Annotated in this window: 16 protein-coding genes; 3 read left to right on the forward strand and 13 right to left on the reverse strand. The window is 46.5% G+C overall.

Annotation, left to right across the window (positions count from 1 at the left end; all coding sequences use genetic code 11):
• Window positions 1-28: 28 nt before the first annotated feature.
• From ACNFVB_RS10980 to ACNFVB_RS11010, 7 genes are all read right to left on the reverse strand, one after another.
• Entirely contained in the window at window positions 29-1,486 is a 1,458-nt protein-coding gene (locus tag ACNFVB_RS10980; protein WP_430737525.1) for an anion permease, read from the reverse strand.
• A 227-nt stretch (window positions 1,487-1,713) separates the two neighbouring features.
• Window positions 1,714-2,424 carry a YidB family protein gene (locus tag ACNFVB_RS10985; protein WP_430737526.1) on the reverse strand — a complete coding sequence of 237 codons (711 nt, stop codon included), beginning with the start codon at window positions 2,422-2,424 and terminating at the stop codon, window positions 1,714-1,716.
• Between the two features lie 408 nt (window positions 2,425-2,832).
• Window positions 2,833-3,291: a hypothetical protein gene (locus ACNFVB_RS10990; RefSeq protein ID WP_430737527.1), complete on the reverse strand. Its 459-nt coding sequence runs from the start codon at window positions 3,289-3,291 to the stop codon at window positions 2,833-2,835.
• Between the two features lie 37 nt (window positions 3,292-3,328).
• On the reverse strand, window positions 3,329-3,619 hold the full coding sequence (locus ACNFVB_RS10995; RefSeq protein ID WP_430737528.1) for a succinate dehydrogenase assembly factor 2: 291 nt from the start codon (window positions 3,617-3,619) through the stop codon (window positions 3,329-3,331).
• 28 nt (window positions 3,620-3,647) lie between these two features.
• A complete protein-coding gene (gene folP, locus ACNFVB_RS11000; RefSeq protein WP_430737529.1) occupies window positions 3,648-4,595 on the reverse strand; it encodes a dihydropteroate synthase in 948 nt (315 codons plus the stop codon).
• A 197-nt stretch (window positions 4,596-4,792) separates the two neighbouring features.
• Window positions 4,793-6,688, reverse strand: a complete 1,896-nt coding sequence (gene ftsH, locus ACNFVB_RS11005; protein WP_430737530.1) for an ATP-dependent zinc metalloprotease FtsH — start codon at window positions 6,686-6,688, stop codon at window positions 4,793-4,795.
• A 305-nt stretch (window positions 6,689-6,993) separates the two neighbouring features.
• Window positions 6,994-7,626: an RlmE family RNA methyltransferase gene (locus ACNFVB_RS11010; protein WP_075100456.1), complete on the reverse strand. Its 633-nt coding sequence runs from the start codon at window positions 7,624-7,626 to the stop codon at window positions 6,994-6,996.
• Window positions 7,627-7,958: 332 nt separating this feature from the next.
• Between ACNFVB_RS11010 and ACNFVB_RS11015 the strand changes: the two genes are divergently transcribed.
• The gene (locus ACNFVB_RS11015) at window positions 7,959-8,270 is read left to right on the forward strand and encodes a YhbY family RNA-binding protein (protein WP_430737531.1); all 312 of its coding nucleotides are present in this window, start codon (window positions 7,959-7,961) and stop codon (window positions 8,268-8,270) included.
• Between the two features lie 562 nt (window positions 8,271-8,832).
• Entirely contained in the window at window positions 8,833-9,525 is a 693-nt protein-coding gene (locus tag ACNFVB_RS11020; protein WP_430737532.1) for a hypothetical protein, read from the forward strand.
• Window positions 9,526-9,650: 125 nt separating this feature from the next.
• Here the strand turns inward: ACNFVB_RS11020 and ACNFVB_RS11025 are convergent, their stop codons facing one another.
• A complete protein-coding gene (locus tag ACNFVB_RS11025; protein ID WP_192996101.1) occupies window positions 9,651-10,379 on the reverse strand; it encodes a CHAP domain-containing protein in 729 nt (242 codons plus the stop codon).
• Window positions 10,380-10,619: 240 nt separating this feature from the next.
• Between ACNFVB_RS11025 and ACNFVB_RS11030 the strand changes: the two genes are divergently transcribed.
• Window positions 10,620-11,135, forward strand: a complete 516-nt coding sequence (locus ACNFVB_RS11030; protein ID WP_430737533.1) for a DciA family protein — start codon at window positions 10,620-10,622, stop codon at window positions 11,133-11,135.
• 298 nt (window positions 11,136-11,433) lie between these two features.
• On the opposite strand, the gene lpxC is transcribed toward ACNFVB_RS11030, so the two are convergent.
• The 5 genes from lpxC to ACNFVB_RS11055 form a co-directional block, all read right to left on the reverse strand.
• A complete protein-coding gene (lpxC, locus tag ACNFVB_RS11035) occupies window positions 11,434-12,351 on the reverse strand; it encodes a UDP-3-O-acyl-N-acetylglucosamine deacetylase (RefSeq protein ID WP_430737534.1) in 918 nt (305 codons plus the stop codon).
• Between the two features lie 298 nt (window positions 12,352-12,649).
• On the reverse strand, window positions 12,650-13,849 hold the full coding sequence (ftsZ, locus tag ACNFVB_RS11040) for a cell division protein FtsZ (RefSeq protein ID WP_192996105.1): 1,200 nt from the start codon (window positions 13,847-13,849) through the stop codon (window positions 12,650-12,652).
• 275 nt (window positions 13,850-14,124) lie between these two features.
• Window positions 14,125-15,417: a cell division protein FtsA gene (gene ftsA, locus ACNFVB_RS11045; RefSeq protein WP_199774450.1), complete on the reverse strand. Its 1,293-nt coding sequence runs from the start codon at window positions 15,415-15,417 to the stop codon at window positions 14,125-14,127.
• 240 nt (window positions 15,418-15,657) lie between these two features.
• Entirely contained in the window at window positions 15,658-16,449 is a 792-nt protein-coding gene (locus ACNFVB_RS11050; protein ID WP_075100450.1) for a cell division protein FtsQ/DivIB, read from the reverse strand.
• A 405-nt stretch (window positions 16,450-16,854) separates the two neighbouring features.
• A complete protein-coding gene (locus tag ACNFVB_RS11055) occupies window positions 16,855-17,823 on the reverse strand; it encodes a D-alanine--D-alanine ligase (protein WP_430738528.1) in 969 nt (322 codons plus the stop codon).
• Between the last annotated feature and the right edge of the window lie 40 nt (window positions 17,824-17,863).

The raw sequence follows: 17,863 nt of genomic DNA on the forward strand, positions 1-17,863 counted from the left end.
CGTGACTCATCTAACACTCAGATACCTATTAATAATAGCCAAGCACTTTCCACCATATCATACCTGCCCCTATCCAAATCACCAGATTGACCACACTCATGATAGCGCCGATGCTCCACCACTCTTTTAGGGTTACATACCCTGAGTTAAAGATGACGGGGGCGGTGCCGGTCGCATAATGAGTAAGGGTCATCATAATATTGCCCGCTGCTGCCAAAATCAGCGCATATAGCATGGGCGGCGCTCCTAAGCTCAGCCCGACGGCATAAAAGGCGGCAAATAAAGCGGTGATATGCGCAGTCGTACTTGCAAAGAAGTAATGAATGTACAAATACACCAGCGTCAAAATCGCCACGGCACCTACCCAGCCCAGACCCGTCGTACCAATCATCGCTTCGATATTATCAGAAAACCAGCGAATCAAGCCAAGCTCATTCAGATAAGCGGCCATCATAATCAAGGCACCAAACCAGATGATGGTATCCCAAGCAGATTTTTCTTTGAGAATATCCTCCCACGTTAGCACCCCAGTCAATATCAAGGTCGTCAGACCGATAAAAGCCGTCGTCGTGGCATCGACGCTGTATTGCTCACCCAATAGCAGCGCTGGGATATTGGCCCAGAGTAGTAGCATCAGGCCAAACACACCGAGCATGATTTTTTCTTGGCGGCTGATGCTGCCCATGTCTGCCAAATTGTCCTTTGCAAAGCCTTTAGCGTCGGGCGTGACTTTGACATCAGGTGGATAAATCAGATAAATCACCAAGGGCATCACCACCAAGCACAGAATGCCCGGCACAAACATCGCCACCGCCCACGTTGTCCACGACAGCTGAATGTTGCCGCCTGTGGCTTTATTTACCAGGTCTACCACTAAAGGGTTGGGCGCGGTCGCGGTGATAAACATCCCTGAGGTAATCGGATTGGCATGGTAATTGACCATCGCCAGATAGCGACCAATTTTATTTTGCGTGCCTTCCTCTGGCGTTGAATGAAAGCTTTGGGCGATAGACCTCATAATAGGATGAATAATACCGCCACCACGCGCGGTATTCGACGGCGTGATAGGCGCTATCATCAGCTCAGCCGCCGTCAATGAGTACGCGACTCCGATGGTTTTTTTGCCAAAGATAGAAATAAAATAATAAGCAATGCGGCGACCAAGACCGGTTTTGATAAGGCCGCGCGATATCATCACTGCGATACCAATCAACCATATCAGCGGGCTTGAATAGCTAGAGAGCGCATCATTGATGGCTTGTTTTGGGCTGTCACTGGTCACACCCGTCAAAGCCACGAGCGTCACGGCGATGACCGCTATCGCCCCGATGGGTAGCACTTTACCAATAATGGCAACGATGGTGGCGATAAATAAAGCCAGCATATGCCATGCGTCAGCGGTGACGCCCGTCGGTACAGGAATGACAAACCAGATGATAAGACCTACGACGATGGCAATAGCGGCTTGGATCGGCTTAAACGGCATGCGTCAGTATCCTATGCAGTGGCTGATACCCTCATCTTATAAGATTACCAGCACCGTTGCGCATTTGTTCACCATTTTTAACATATCTATGTAGCATGTATTATTGAATTCCTCACAACGAAAAAGAGCACGCTATACAAACGTGCTCTTTTGGCCGCTATCAGCCGTCTGCGTAAGTAGCGGCAGACTACACAGCTAAAGGTAGCTATAACACAAACATGGGGCCATTATCGTAAAGTGCCTAGACGGTTGGATAACTGGCTGATGATTTGATCAATCTCTTCATTAGCCTCCGCTTCGGTATCTAAGTTACCTTTGGGGGTAAGCTGATTTACGACTTCAGGTAGCAGCTCTGCAATGCCTTGGCGCACCTCGGCTTCGTTGGCACCAGTACGCGCTGCCACTTGTTGAATCTCACTTTCATCAAACAATCGATTGACATCGTTTGGATCGAGGTTTTCATTGTCTTGCTGATTGCTCATCCAAGAGCGTGCTTGGTTTTCATAGCCCATGCCCGTGATTTTGGATAATGCACCGCTCAGACCACCATTACGCTTGATCCAGCTGAGCACCATGGGCATAAGCACGGCGATAAGCATGCCTTTACCGCCAAAGCCGCTTTGATTGCGCTGACCACCCAGCACGCTTCCTAAGATATCACCCAAACCACCAGCGCCTGCGCTGACACCACCACGCTGCGCGCCGCCAGTAAGACCGCCGATGATGTCATCTAGGCCAAAGCCGTTATCAGGTCTACGGTCATACTGCTGCGGATTATAGCCACCTCCCTGACTGCCTCCCAGTACGCTTCCTAAGATATCACCCAGGCCGCCTGTCCGCCTTGTATCAGCACGCTGATTGACTGGGTTATGCTGGACGTCAGCAGGATCCATGGCTTGACGAGCCACCTGACTGACTAAATTCCCTAATAAACTCATATTTTCCTCCTTTTTTATCATTATCGTGGTCTAGCACAGTGTTTTTTTAGCCGTTATTTTTCGGTAGCCATTTTTTAATGGCACTGCCTCATAACGTGCATTATCACTATATTTTTTATAACCATAATTTTTACAACAGTGTTGTTATAGTCAGCTCAAAGCAAAACTGTCATAAGTTTAAACGCGCTACTGGTATAAATTTTACTTGCGTGCTGCGTCCTCAGAGGCTGCGAAAAATTCATCCCAGTAGCGCTATAACACTTTTAAAATGTATCGACTATAGTTAGTTGCCAATTAATAGTGCTATTAATATAGCAAGCTTTTTTGACAATCGAGATAGGTATTTTGTTATGACATGTAGGCGCTTGTAAGCCTGCACATCGGTGCAAGGGGAAAGAAGATAAGTATTTAGACCGTATTGCCCGTGCTCATATTGGCCAAAACATTTAGCTCTCGCCACTGCTCAGGGCTGACTTGATCGCGAAAAACTGTCACGGCCAACGAATGCTGATAAGGCTCGATGATATCAAATTCAAAACTGAGCGCCCACTCAAAACGGTGAATGGCTTGTAGGTTTGCCAACCATAAACCCTCCCCCTGTGCCGTACGCATCAGAAGCTGCCAGTGTTGATCAAGGCGCTGACTCAGTGGCGGCTGGCTTAGATGTAGCAGGGTCGGTCGCGATACGGTCAAATAACCAACCACGGCGGCTGCCACCGCTAAGACCAGCACATACTGCCAAAGCGCCAAAGACGCCAATATACCAAGCCCTATCATGATACTTGCTAAGCTCAGATATAACAGCAAGCGCAACCAGCTCTTAGGCTCGATAGCAGTATCAATACGCAGGGCAGTTATCGAATCCATGATATCGCGGTAATCTCATAAGGTGTGTGGTAGCGAATTAGGGCATCAACTCTTTGGTATGACGCCATGTTTTAATTTTATTGACCAGCGCCCAGATTGCATCATCTTCAGGTCGCGATTGATTGGTAAAATAATCTAATAAATCTGGGTCTTCATAGGTGAGCATTTCGGCAAAGGTCGCCTGTTCAGCAGTATCTGCGGTCAAATACCGCTCCTTGACGTAAGGGTCGATATAAAAATCCAGCTCTTTTAGGCCGCGGCGGGCTTGATAGATGACGCGGCGCTGCTCATTGGTTGGCTCAGGTTGTTTGTTTTCAGATATGCTCATAGGAAACGCCTCATAGCTAGTAGGTACATTATTTAGTGGATTGATAGTGATGGTTGTTGGTCGTAATGACAGAGGTTTGATGATACTCGGTTAATTGCTGCCAGAGCGCGGCCACTTGCTGCATCATCGCTACATTATGAGTACGGATGATACTCGCGCCTTGCTGCAATGCCAACAATCCAGCCGCAGTACCGATCGCATCGCGCTCGCTCGCTTGCGTAGTGGCAACTGCTGGTATGCCGCTCTTAGTGAGTACCTGTGCCAAAAAACGCTTACGCGAGATACCAAACATCAATGGCAAACCAAGCGTTTGTAACTTATCAAGCTGGGTCAATAGTGCACGATGATGCTCGTAATCTTTTGCAAAACCAAAGCCTGGATCGATGATGAGGTTTTCACGCTTCACGCCAGCACAAGTCACCTCTTCAATACGAGCAAGCAGCTCGCGACTGACATCACTGACTACCTCACCATACTGCGCCAACTCATTCATGGTCGTGGGCTCGCCGCGCATGTGCATCAGCATCACCGGTATATTAAGTTTTGCTGCTAATTGGGCCGCACCCTCACGTCTGAGCGCGCGTACATCATTCCAAATATCAGCGCCTGCATCAAACGCTGCTTGCATCACAGTCGGGCTGCTGGTATCGATCGACAGCCAAATATCCTGACTCATTTCACCTAACTGCTGACGAATGGCTGTCACCACTGGCACCACACGCTGCACTTCTTCATCCGTCGCTACAGGCGCGGCATTTGGACGGGTAGATTCGCCGCCGATATCGATAATCGTCGCCCCTTCATTTATCAGCTGTTTACAATGCTGCAGCGCTTTATCTACCCCGGTAAACTGACCACCATCTGAAAACGAGTCTGGCGTCACATTTAATATTCCCATCACCTGCGGCTGCGATAAATCCAACAGTTTGTTGCGGCTGCGAATGCGATAAGTCGGTAAAGGCTGAAACAATGACATAGGCCATCCATTATCAATAAAAGGAACTAAAAAAATGACAATCGGTATTGGCTACCGTTTGCTTATGATACCAGTAAATACCATACGGTTCTAAATTCTGAGTAAAATACGAGCCATAAAAAAGCCCTTTATCAAAAAGGGCTTTTTAGCTTAAACAGTGATCTGCCAGCTGTCTTTTGCAATTTTATTTGCTTGCTCTACATCGCTGGTAATGGCGGCGGTGTCGGACCCGTTGTTTTAACGTCATTTTTTGACAAGTTCACTTCGTTGGGCTGATACACTCTTGGTGGACGTGGCTCTTCACCTGCCAAGATGTCTTGCAACTGATCCCGATCAATGGTTTCCCACTTCATCAAGGCGTCGACCATCGCATGCATTTTATCTTGATTTGCCTCGATTAATTCACGCGCGATGTCATATTGCTCTTCTAACATCCGGCGAACTTCGTCATCGACCTTTTGCTGCGTGGCTTCAGAAATCGTCCGACCACCGCCACCGAAGTACCCTTGCGAGCTATCATCGTCTTCGTACACCATGATACCTAGCGCATCTGACATACCATACTTAGTCACCATTGCTCGTGCCATCTTAGTCGCACGTTCAAAGTCATTAGAAGCACCAGTCGACATCTGATTGATAAAGACTTCTTCAGCGATACGACCGCCGAACAAAATAGCAATATCATTGAGCATTTTTGACTTATACATACTTGTCTGATCATGCTCAGGCAACTGCCAAGTGACACCAAGGGCAAATCCGCGCGGCATGATCGTTACTTTATGTACAGGGTCGGTACCTGGTAGTAGCTCAGCAACCAAGGCATGTCCTGCTTCATGATAAGCAGTAGCACGGCGCTCTTCTTCCCGTATTACCATCGATTTGCGTTCAGGACCCATATATAGCTTGTCTTTTGCGTCCTCAAAGTCATTCATATCGACGCTGGTTTTGTTGCGACGGGCGGCAAATAGTGCCGCTTCGTTGACCAAGTTAGCCAGCTGGGCACCACTAAAGCCAGGCGTACCACGCGCCAAAGCTCGCGCATCGACACTGATCGTATTTGGCAGTTTCTTCAGATGTACTTTTAGGATTTGCTCACGGCCTTTGATATCTGGCAAACCTACTTGTACCTGACGGTCAAAACGACCAGGACGGAGTAGCGCTTTATCGAGTACATCAGCGCGGTTGGTCGCGGCAATCACGATCACGCCTTCGTTACCTTCAAAGCCGTCCATCTCAACCAATAGTTGGTTCAATGTTTGCTCACGCTCATCATTACCGCCGCCCATACCAGAGCCACGGTGGCGACCAACGGCATCGATCTCATCGATAAAGATAATACAAGGGGCACTCTTTTTCGCTTGCTCAAACATATCGCGCACACGTGAGGCACCCACACCGACAAACATCTCGACAAAGTCAGAGCCTGAGATAGAGAAGAACGGTACTTTGGCTTCACCAGCGATGGCACGCGCCAATAGTGTCTTACCCGTACCAGGCGGTCCAACCATCAAGATACCGCGTGGGATGGTCGCACCTAGCTTGGTAAACTTGTCTGGATCGCGCAAGAAGTCAACGACCTCGACCACTTCTTCTTTGGCCTCTTCACAGCCTGCGACATCCTCAAAATTGACTTTGATTTGGTCTTCGGTGAGCATTTTGGCTTTTGATTTGCCAAAGCTCATCGGACCACCGCCCTTGCCGCCAGCGCCGCCTTGCATATTACGCATAAAGAATAAAAACAAACCAATAATCAATAAAATTGGGAAACTGGCTATCAGCAATTGCATCAATACGCTTTGGCGTTTCGGAGCAGTTCCTTGAACTTCAACCTGATTTTCACGCAACAGCGGCATCAGCTCGTCGTCTGACACAGCGGGTCTAATGGTCTCAAAAGATGAGCCATTTTTCTTTTCACCGGTGATTTGTTCGCCATCGATTTCAACACTGGCTACCTGATTTTCTGACACCGCGGTCACAAACTCAGAGTAGTTAAGGTTATCCGGCTCAGAGGATTGATCAAAGCCGCTAAACACCAGCACCAAAATGCCGATTACCACCAGCCACAATAAGGTATTTTTTACCATGTCGCTCACTAGTTATTCCCATCCCTTACTTATTGGTGTGTTTACTAAACACGTGACGTCCATAAACGTTTGGCTCATTTGACGATATATAAATCTCAACGAGCGTATCGGGCGTTTATTATCAGACGACTTTGCCTAAAACGCATGCTTAAAACAAAGTTAATATACCATGATATGTGGTGTTTCCCTGCATAATTCAAGCAGGTTTCACTTTTATTCAGTTAACGATTGTAGCGGATTTTCACGCATGGTATCCATCTTTTATAATGGCATACTCTCCCGCTTACAATAGCAGCAACTCATTGAAACTAAAACTATTTGATCGCCACCCAAAACATCTCTTTTGATCGTGGTCGTGAGGCAGCGGGCTTGATGCTACGGATTTTACTAAAATCACGCTGCATCTGCTGACGTAATTCTTGTGTACCCTCACCCTGAAACACTTTCATAATAAGCGCGCCACCTTTGGGTAAGGTTGCCAGCGCAAAGTCGACCGCCAGCTCGCATAGGTACATCATACGCGGCTGATCAATCGCGCGATTGCCGGAAGTATTGGGCGCCATATCTGATAGCACCACATCGACCTGCCGATCGCCCACTTCTGCCATAATCGCGTCAAACACCTCAGCTTCACGAAAGTCACCTTGGATAAAGGTGACATCTGGCAACGCATCCATCGGCAAGATATCAGAGGCGATTAAAATGCCTTTATCACCCACCAACTGCCCGGCCACTTGTGACCAGCTACCAGGCGCACTGCCCAAATCCACAACCGTCATGCCTTTTTTGATTAGGCTGGTCTTTTCGTTGATTTCTAGGAGCTTATAAGCTGCGCGGGCGCGGTAGCCGTCTTTTTGGGCCTTTTGTACATAATGGTCGTCAATATGCTCTTGCATCCAAGCACTGCTGCTTTTTGACAATTTTTTGTTTTCGATACGCGTGGCCAAAATACCTGCTCCTATTACTCTGCAAAACTTGATGCGCTTTGCTAACGATACACTTTGAAACGCCTGATGCGCGCAAGACATAGTACCAATATAGTACCAATGAGGCGATTTATCTATAAATGCGCTTAAATCATCAAATTCTCTTGGTTAAATAACTGTTTTATAAGGCAGTAGCGTTTATAATGTGGTCAAACCTTCAGTTTAACATTTCCGGCACGTAAAATCGTGCAAAATCCTGCCGATCTCATGCAAGTTGGTCATAGATTATCTATAATGATCACTCACTGCTGTTGGCGGTAATATTTTTATTTTTATCAATACCTAGGAATTCTATGCAACTCGATAACGCTACCATCAAACGTCTAAAAGGCATCGGTCATGAGCTAAAACCTATCGTTATGATTGGCAACAAAGGCATCACGTCCACCATCACCGAAGAGATTGATCGCGCTTTATCAGATCATGAGCTCATCAAGGTAAAACTACCGGCCGGCACCAAAGAAGAGCGTGATACCATCGGGGCAGAGCTTGCAGCGGCGGCAAACGCCACTTTGGTCCATTCTATCGGTCGTATGGCGTTGCTACTACGCCAAAACCCAAATGCCAATCCAAAACTCTCTAATCTCAATCGCCACGCCCAGTAGCATGTCGGCACAAAGAGGCGGTGTGGATTTAGTGAGGATAAACAAATGGTCGTGCTGTGTGTGACCATGCCGCAATACGCCTGCTATCTGCTATACCCTAAAACCGCGCGGCATGTTGCTCGCGGTTTTTTGCATGATGGGTATATAATCAATCTACTATGACATAAATATCAGTAGCACTCTGGCACCGCAGTTTTTTATGTAGGATTAACTAGGGCGTGTTGAACATTCAAAAATAGGCACTGCTGATCGCTAAAATTGTTCCAGACAAGGCGCAAAGCGACGATAATGCAGATGCCTTAGCTAGATTTGCAACGCAGTATGGCGCAATTTTAGCATCAGCCGTAGGGACAGGACTCTTTTTTGCCGCTTCATTGGTAAAAATAGACGCTTAGAGCGACTAAGCTTACTATTTTTACCTTCGAATCGTCTAAAAAATAGTCTCTGTCAGTGCCATGGTTGAATGTCCAACACGCCCTATATAGACCTCGCGCAGCATTCATTCTACCTATCGAAAAGATTACCTATCAAAACTAGTGCATATCAAAACAGTGATTACATCATGAGCCAAATCTTTCATTTGCGTTTAGCCACCGACAGCCTCGCCACCAAGGCGCAGCAATTAGGTGTCAGTATCGCTGCGCTATCAGAGATCCGCGTGAGCGTACACGCAGACATCAGCCAGACGTCGCCTTTTTATCTACAGCTTCATTATCAGCTCAGCATGCCCACACTCTCTATGGCGCACCGACTAGAGTGGCCAGCATGGCAGCCAGACAAGGTCGGTTTTGCAGACTATCTGTGGGAGGAGACCTGCCTTGAGTGCTTTATCAGTGCCAAAACGCCGCAACCTTCTACGCTGGCAGTGACAAAGACACCCTATATCGAAATCAATGCCAGTCCAGATGGCCGTTACGCGCTGTATCAGTTTGATGGCTATCGGCATCCAGATACTTTGCCGCCGCCAGCCTTGATGACAGATATACACACCCGTGCCACGCTCGATTGGCCAACATCGAGCGTAAATTCAAGCTTAGGTATAAACTTGGCCCGCTCAGTTGATTTTGAGCGTTACTTGCATATACCAGTGACGCCATTGCCGCATCAGCAATACGCCATATATGGCACCGTGATTGAGTACCTCCACCCCTGCGTTATCTTATGGCTGGATAAAACAGCGCTATATTTTGCGCCCTCTCACGCTACCCCGCCTGATTTTCACAATCGCCAGCATTGGGGCCAGTTTGTGCTTTAGGTCTTATGTGCTTCGTACTATGACAGCGCAAATAAAAAAAAACTCAGTAACGTCATAAAGAGCATTACTGAGTTTGGAGAAAACTGGTAAATCAGCTCGCTATCAGCTGATTACTAAACAGATTATTATTTGTCTGCCATCGCAAGATAGATACCACGATCTGAGGCATCATCTACGTATTGTGAGTCGCGCCATGTGGTATAACTGTGGACACCGCTGTATGGGCTGATACCTTTTTGGCGGAAGTCAGATACCCAGTCGGTACCATCAAAAATCTGGATATGACCGTGCGGGCGTCTTGAGCTACGGTCATAGACGATCACATCACCCACCTGATGCGGTGTGTCATTACTGATTTTGGTAAAGCCTGCTTGAGCAAGCGTGCCACGCGTGGCGTACTGATACGCTGAAGGATTTGGCGTAAACTCATAGCCTGCTGATTGCAAGGCTTTACGGACGTAGCGGGCACAGTAGCCAGAGCTTCTAGATAACGCCACGCGTGAAGCACGTGCTGCGGCAATGGCAGGGGCTGAGTTGCTATCAGGTACACGGCTTGCTTGCTGCTGGCGCTGCTCATAAGAGAGGCGGCTGGTGAGCGAGGCAAGCTGATATTCTTTTTGCTTGGCATGAGCACTTAGGTTGTCAATTGCTTGACTGATTTCATCATTACTATAAACATGGGCGCCGCTATTGGTGCTATAGATATTGCGACTAGAACCGTAGTTCACAGCAGTAGAGATGTTTGTGACGGTATGACTCAAGGTATTATTTGGTTGAAAGGTCGTTTCGACAGCACCACTCGTCTGTGCTATGCCCATTCCCAATACTGACAAAATTAATAAAGCTTGTTTCATAAATTTACTACCTATGGTTAATACAGGATTGCTCGTCATCCCTGACGACGCATCAATTAATTTAGAGGATATTCACATCAAGCAAACATGATAAAATCCTTATCACAACCATTTCTTTTATCATGACTCACACCGATAGTTTTGGTCTGGTCAACTGCCTCATCACTCACTTGTTATATACTGCGGTTAGCATGTTTATGATAAATATCGTTTTTGTCACCTACTAGATGAGTTATCACGATGTCAAAAAAACAGCCCAATCGGCTTGCCAAACTTATTGATCATCAAGCTTTTGCTGGTAGCGCACTACCCCAAACCCTTGCTGATAATATTCAGTTTTATATAAAAGCGACCAATGAGATAAAAGCGCTACTGGTAGACTGTCTACCTGAGGAAATCCTCAATAGCTGCTGGGTCGTCGGACTTACTGCTGAGCAATTGGTGCTCAGTGTCAGCTCAATGACGGCTGCTAACCATATTCGCTATTTACAGAGCGCGTACTTGCAAGTCCTTAATGAGCAGTCAATTACATTTAAACAACTCAAGCAAATTCGCGTCATTGTAGCCAATACTTCTACTGAAAATCATCTATCAAAATCATCTTCAGGGCTAGCGGCGGCCTCATCAAAATCTCGTAAAGCTAATAAAAATCAGGCTCTTAGCCAAAACACAAAGCGGACTATATCACAGGCTGCAGAGCATGTCACCACTGATGAAAATCTCAAAAAAGCACTTTTGCGCCTCGCAAATCACTAAAAATCATCTCGTTACTATGTAAAGTTATGTAAACAAAAACAGAAAACCACCCCTTGAACGCTGGGTTTTTGTAATATCGCAAACAAAAAAAATCGTCTATTGCTTTCATTCATCATTTGAATGAAAGCAATAGACGATTATAAAATTATCCACAGCTTTTATATTGTCTAGGTTAGCGCAGAATTGTTAAAGTAAACTACACAATATATTCAAAAATACGAATATTTTGTAACTGTAAGCATGGTCGACTTATGTAATATTGCGTAAGTGTTTCGATACTTCGTGTATATTCCTGTATTTATCCTTCAACGGCCAAACCATTGAGTGGCAAATATTCGATCGGACAAGTTACGTTGTCATCAAATGTTACAATTTCAAAGTTATCATGATTAGATAATATCTCACGTACCAGCAAATTGTTTAGAGCATGACCAGACTTATAGGCATTAAAACGACCTAAAATAGGATAACCTATCAGATATAAATCGCCCAATGCGTCTAAAATTTTATGACGGACAAACTCATCATTGAAACGCAGGCCTTCTTCGTTGAGCACGCTCATATCATCGATGACAATGGCATTGTCCATACTGCCGCCTAGCGCCAAGTTGTTTTGACGCAACGCTTCGATATCACGTAAAAACCCAAATGTACGAGCCGAGCTGAGCTGCTCGATGAAGTTTTGGGTCGAGAACTGCAATTGGGCGTGCTGAAAGTCTTTGTCGATAGCAGGATGATCAAAGTCAATCTCAAAGTTTAATTCAAACCCCTCATAAGGGCGTAACTCCGCCCATTTATCATCGACTTTTACTCGTACAGGTCGCACAATCTTAATGAATTTTTTGGGTGCTTCTTGCTCACAAAATCCCGCCTCCAGCAGTAAGGCGACAAAAGGTGCGGCACTGCCATCCATAATCGGTATCTCTGATGCCGACACGCGAATCAATAAATTATCAATACCCAGTCCAGCAATCGCACTAAGCAAATGCTCTACCGTACCCACGCGCGCACCTCCAAAGACCAGATTGGAGGACATCATGGTATCTTGTACCAAAAAGGCACTGGCTGGGATCGGTTGGCTGCCGGCGATGTCTGAGCGCTCGAAAACAATACCTGTATCGACTGGCTGCGGATGAAACGCTAAGTCAACAGGCTGACCACTATGGAGACCAGTACCTGTAACGGCTATCGCTGTTTTTATGGTTCTTTGGTTCATGGCTGTCTTCTCACATATTTTGTTACAATTGCCATAGTGTACCATTACCCGCCCCTATTTCGCTATAGTTAAAAGTAGCTAATTTACTTATCTCCTTGATTGATAACACTTATCACTGATTTTTTGCCGTTATCTATGCTCTGTTTTTTCTCTTATATCCGTGCCTGTATCTCAAAATCTGTCATACTTTTTAACACTTAAAGCAGGCTTGTAAACTACGGCAGACACAAAAAAACCAGCAATGTATGCTGGCCTTTTTGTCTATATCTTATATGACAGACAAAATCTGTATGACAAACTACTTGTTTTGCTGACGCTTTAGATAGTCTTGAATACTGTTAGTTTTGGTCTTAGGCTGCTCTTGTATGGTGTTTGTGCGAGCAGTATGGTCTTGATACATTTGCGCTTGTGACTGCTTTTGACTGTTTAACGCACTGGTATGTACGTTAGGATCAACTGGCTGAGTACTGTTTACAGACGGTACTGGCTGCTCTTTCACTTCCGGCTCTTTGCCAGCGTTTTCGTCTAAAGTAAGACCGGTTGCGATGACAGTAACATGTAAATCATCGCCCATTTTTTCATCGATCACTGAGCCGTAGAAAATATGCGCGTCATCGATGTCTGTGATTTCTTCGACGATTTCACTGATTTTGCTCATCTCATCGAGTGATAACGACTCAGAGGAGATAACGTTGACCAACAGGCCTTTGGCGTTTTCTAGGCGTAAATCATCAAGTAGTGGCGATCTGATGGCTTTTTCTGTGGCTTGACGAGCACGATCATCACCGCTGGCGCGGCCAATTCCCATCATAGCGTGACCTTTGGCTGTCATCGCGGTGCGAATATCGTTAAAGTCAATATTAATCATACCTTCGCTGGCGATGGTCTCAGCGATACCTTGAACCGCATGCAATAATACGTCATCGGCTTTTTTAAAGGCATCCTGCATTGAGATATTGCCATAGACGCTCATCAGCTTGTCGTTTGGAATGGTAATGATAGAGTCTACAAAATTGGTCAGCTGCTCGATACCTGCCTTTGCCGCTTTGATGCGTTTACCACCTTCAAATTTAAATGGCGTGGTCACCACAGCAACTGTCAGCACTTCCATCTCTTTTGCGATACGAGCCACCACTGGCGCGGCACCCGTACCCGTACCACCACCCATTCCAGCGGTAATAAACACCATGTCTGAATGCTCAAGCAAGCCGCGGATGGCCTCTTCTTCGCTCTCTGCTGCTTCGCGGCCTACTTCTGGGTTGGCACCAGCACCTAGCCCGCGGTTGGTCTTTGCGCCCAGCTGCAGTTTATGCGGCGCCGTCAGACGGTCAAGTGCTTGTTTATCCGTATTGGCACAGACGAAGGTTACACCTCTAATCCCTTGTTGTACCATATGTTCAACCGCATTACCGCCGCCGCCACCCACACCGAATACTGTGAAGCTTGCTTGGCCGTTATTTTGAAGCTGGTTATCATCTGGCATGGTGTATTTTAACATAAGAAAGATTCTCCAGTTGCAGATAGCGTAGTGGTCGATACGTAGTAACGCACTCATGTGGCGCGCTATCGACATACTATATATAAATGTATTTAAATAAAATAGGGTAAATGGCCCAAATAGTTTGGCTAAGACGAAATATGTCGTCTTAGCACGGTATTTACTGCTTAATCTATTGTTTGTCGGTCTCGCTCTTGCCTCACCCCTCTATAAGCCTATATCAGAGTGTCTCGACTAAAAGCATGGCCTAACAGTATCAGCGGCACTTAGCAGCGTTATAGTATCTTTTTTAAGACATTGGCAAAACGCTGGCCTGCGCTCTGAAAAACGCCCGTGACGCGGCTTTTTTTGATGGCTTCAGGCTCGCTCTTTTCACTGCGGCGAAACTGCTCACTTTGACTATATAGTAGTGTACCAAATGCCGTCTGATAAGCGCGATCATTCACTTGGATATTGAGCTGTCTAAACGCTTCGTCATTATCAAAATGATTGTGTGCGCTGATTGCAGGATGAGTATTGGTCAGCACCACCGGCATTTTTAACAGCTTTTTGGTAAAGGGTATCATGCCTTTGATGGCCGTACCGCCGCCTGTGAGCACGATGCCTTTATCAATATAGCCGATTAGATCAGCCTCATGCAATTGACGCGCCACTTCGGTAAATATCTGTATATAGCGCGCTTCAATAATGCGTGCCAGATTATAGGTACCGATATTGATCTCGTCATTCGAGCCTTGTGGCTTAAAAAGAAAAAACGAGCTGGGATCGACGCTATCGACATCGACGGTACCATACGTTTTTTTGAGCTTTTCTGCCTCAATCATCGAGATACCAAAATCTGCTGAAATGTCCATCGTTACCTCATGGCTACCCGTGGCGATACAATGGGTAAAAATCAGCTTGTTTTCTTTATAGACACAAATACTGGTCGTACTAGCACCAATATCCACCAAGCAAACCCCTTGCTGGCGCTCATCGCTCATCAAGCTATACTCAGCACTAGTCACCGCATCAAACACAATATGATCGATGCCGACATCACAGCTTTGCAACAGTTTTTGGATATTTTGGCGACTAGAAACCGGCATCATCATCATGTGATACATCACGGTGATGTTGTGTGCCATCATCTCAATGGCATCATCGACCATAAAGTCTTGCTCATCGACATAGATACCCTGCTGGCAGCAATGCATCAGATAATAATCTGGCGACAAATCGCGGGATTTGGCATTGGATAGGGCTTGCACCATGTCTTTGGCACGGACCACTTCGTCTTCGACTCGCACCTCACCTGCACTGTTGCTACTGAGGAGCTCGGGCGTGGCAAGCGTGAGCCACACACTATGCACGCGGCAATTGGCCGTGTCTTCGGCTTCTTGAATGGCTTGTTTGATGGCGCCTTGTAGACGTTCGCGGTGTTTGATTTGCCCTTGATAAAAATCGCTGTTTTTAACTTGTCCCACGCCCAGTATGCGAATGTCTGTTGCAGAGACGACATTGCCTATCACGACATATACTGCCGTGGCGCTTAGATGGACAACAACCAGATTTTCAGTATTTTTCATGGTACCAGACAAATTATCGCTAAACAGGAGAGCAGATGACGTCTCCATTAAATCATTAAAACCATCGCTATATTCTTTGTAGCAAATAAGCAAATTTTACTAAATAAACAATTTTTACTAAATAAACAGCATCTATCTATCGGTGCGCTATGACTGGCTGTTTATCGGGTTTGTGCATGACCGCTCATGCTTATCTTTCTGAGCCGGCTTTTATCATTTTTTACTCAGCATCACCACCGATTATGATGAGCGTGCTGGTGGCGCGCTGATATCCCAAGAGATGGTAAAGCCGTTTTTGTAACGCAAGTCCACTGACTGTATCTCATCGCGGCGATCGCTTAATTGATTGGCCAGTAATTGACTCAGATTAAGCAGTTTTTGCGCCGTATTTTCGTTATCAACAATCACTCGCAATCCATTATCGAAACGAATCAGCCACGTCATTCTGGGTGATAAGATGATGTCCTCGACCTGTATACCTAGCGGCGCATACCAGTCGTTGACTTGCTGCATCTGCTGCATGATGACTGGTGCTTGTGATATCTCACCTTGCAGCGTTGCAAACCCCTCTTGCGCCAGATCTTTGCTATCAGCAGGCACAAAAACCGCGCCTTTTGCATCGACCAGTCGCTCTGTACCAAAGTTTGCAATCGCTTGTTTGGGCAGTGCCGTCACCACGATGCCGCGTTGCCAATCGCGTGAGACACTCACTTGATCGACCCACGCCAACCCTGTTGCGATGTCTCTGAGCGCTTGCAAATCAGAGGTAAAAAAACTACTGACTTTTTGCTGATTCATCACTTGGCTGAGCGAACGATACTGCGTCACGGTCAAGCCCTGATTGCTCACATGAATAGCAGCTGGTGGGGCATCACGCAGCGCCTTGCCGCCCATCAGTAGTATCAGTACCAACAAACCTAGTACCAAGACCATAAATAAGTATCTAACCGAAGTCGGTACTTGAAAACTAGAGGTCGGGCGACGGGTTTTATCACTCATCAAGTCAGTTGCCTCGTTGACGGTTTGAGCCATAACGACCTTTTTCCCTATATTTGCATAGATTGCTCATGCTGTTTGTTGATATTAATTTTCTCATCGATGTTGCAAACCGTTTGAGTGCAAACCGTCTAAATAGTAGGTTAGCAAATACTTGGAAGAAAACGACATTTATAGTGCGGTCATGCTCTGTTAAATGTAACATTTTTCTTACTTTATGAACGACTTATGACAGCTGCTCATAAAAAACACAAATATCACCAAAACAACCTAATAATTACAATATTAACGTATTTTGTGGTCAAACAATAGCCTAACCCCAAAGAGTGACTATGAATTTACACAAGTTTACATGAAGCTATGACACAGCAGCGCTAGCGACACATTATCCGTTTTCATGCCTTGCAGATTTTTGGGTAAAACGGCTTTTGCTAACCATCACTACACAGTCTGAGACAAAATATGCCAGCACAGCGCGTCAAAATCCATACCGCGCGCTTTTGCGGCCATCGGCACCAAGCTATGACTGGTCATCCCAGGTACTGTGTTGATTTCTAGCAGCCAAAAGTTGCCCGCCTCGTCCTGCATGGCATCGATGCGGCCCCAGCCTTTGGCATCGACGGCACGGAACGCGGCAAGGCTCAGCTCTTGTAAATGCTTTTCGTCCGCGGCACTTAAGCCGCAAGGGATATAGTAGCTGGTATCGTTGCGATTATATTTGGCTTCAAAGTCGTAAAAATTGGTGATATCGGCAGGCTCAAGGCGAATCACAGGGTAGGCCTCGTCATCGATGATCACGATGGTAAACTCACGGCCAGTAATCCAGCGCTCTGCCATGACCGCGTCGCCGCACTGCACGGCTGTTGCATAGGCGGCCGGTAGCTCGTCGAGATTGTTGACTTTGGTCATGCCAATGCTTGAACCTTCATGCACCGGTTTGATAATGAGCGGCAAACCCAGCATATTGACCACTTGCTGCCAATCGGTGTCGGCTGTCAATAATGAGAACGGCGCGGTTGATAAGCCGCACCCTTGCCATAACTGCTTGGTGCGTACTTTATCCATACCCAGTGCCGAGGCCAAAACACCTGAGCCTGTCTGCGGAATATCGAACCATTGCAGCACGCCTTGTAGCAAGCCGTCTTCGCCGCCGCGACCATGCAACACATTAAACACGCGATCATATTGACGCAGCTCGGTGATGTCTTGGTGCTTAGGATCAAAATGGGTGGCATCAACGCCTTGGTTTTGCAAAGCCTGTAATACAGCAGCCCCGCTGTCTAGTGACACGCTGCGCTCATTGCTACTGCCACCATAAACAACGGCTACTTTACCAAATTCACTGGCATTTTTAACTTTAGAGGTCACCGCTTTTGATGACTGCTCTTTGGTTGATTGCTTGTTTTCCATACTGCTCTTCCCTGCTGGTGCCGCTGCTGCGATGGCTGGC

Origin of the sequence: Psychrobacter sp. VH5 (genome assembly GCF_050572635.1) — a bacterium.
Taxonomy (GTDB): domain Bacteria; phylum Pseudomonadota; class Gammaproteobacteria; order Pseudomonadales; family Moraxellaceae; genus Psychrobacter; species Psychrobacter celer.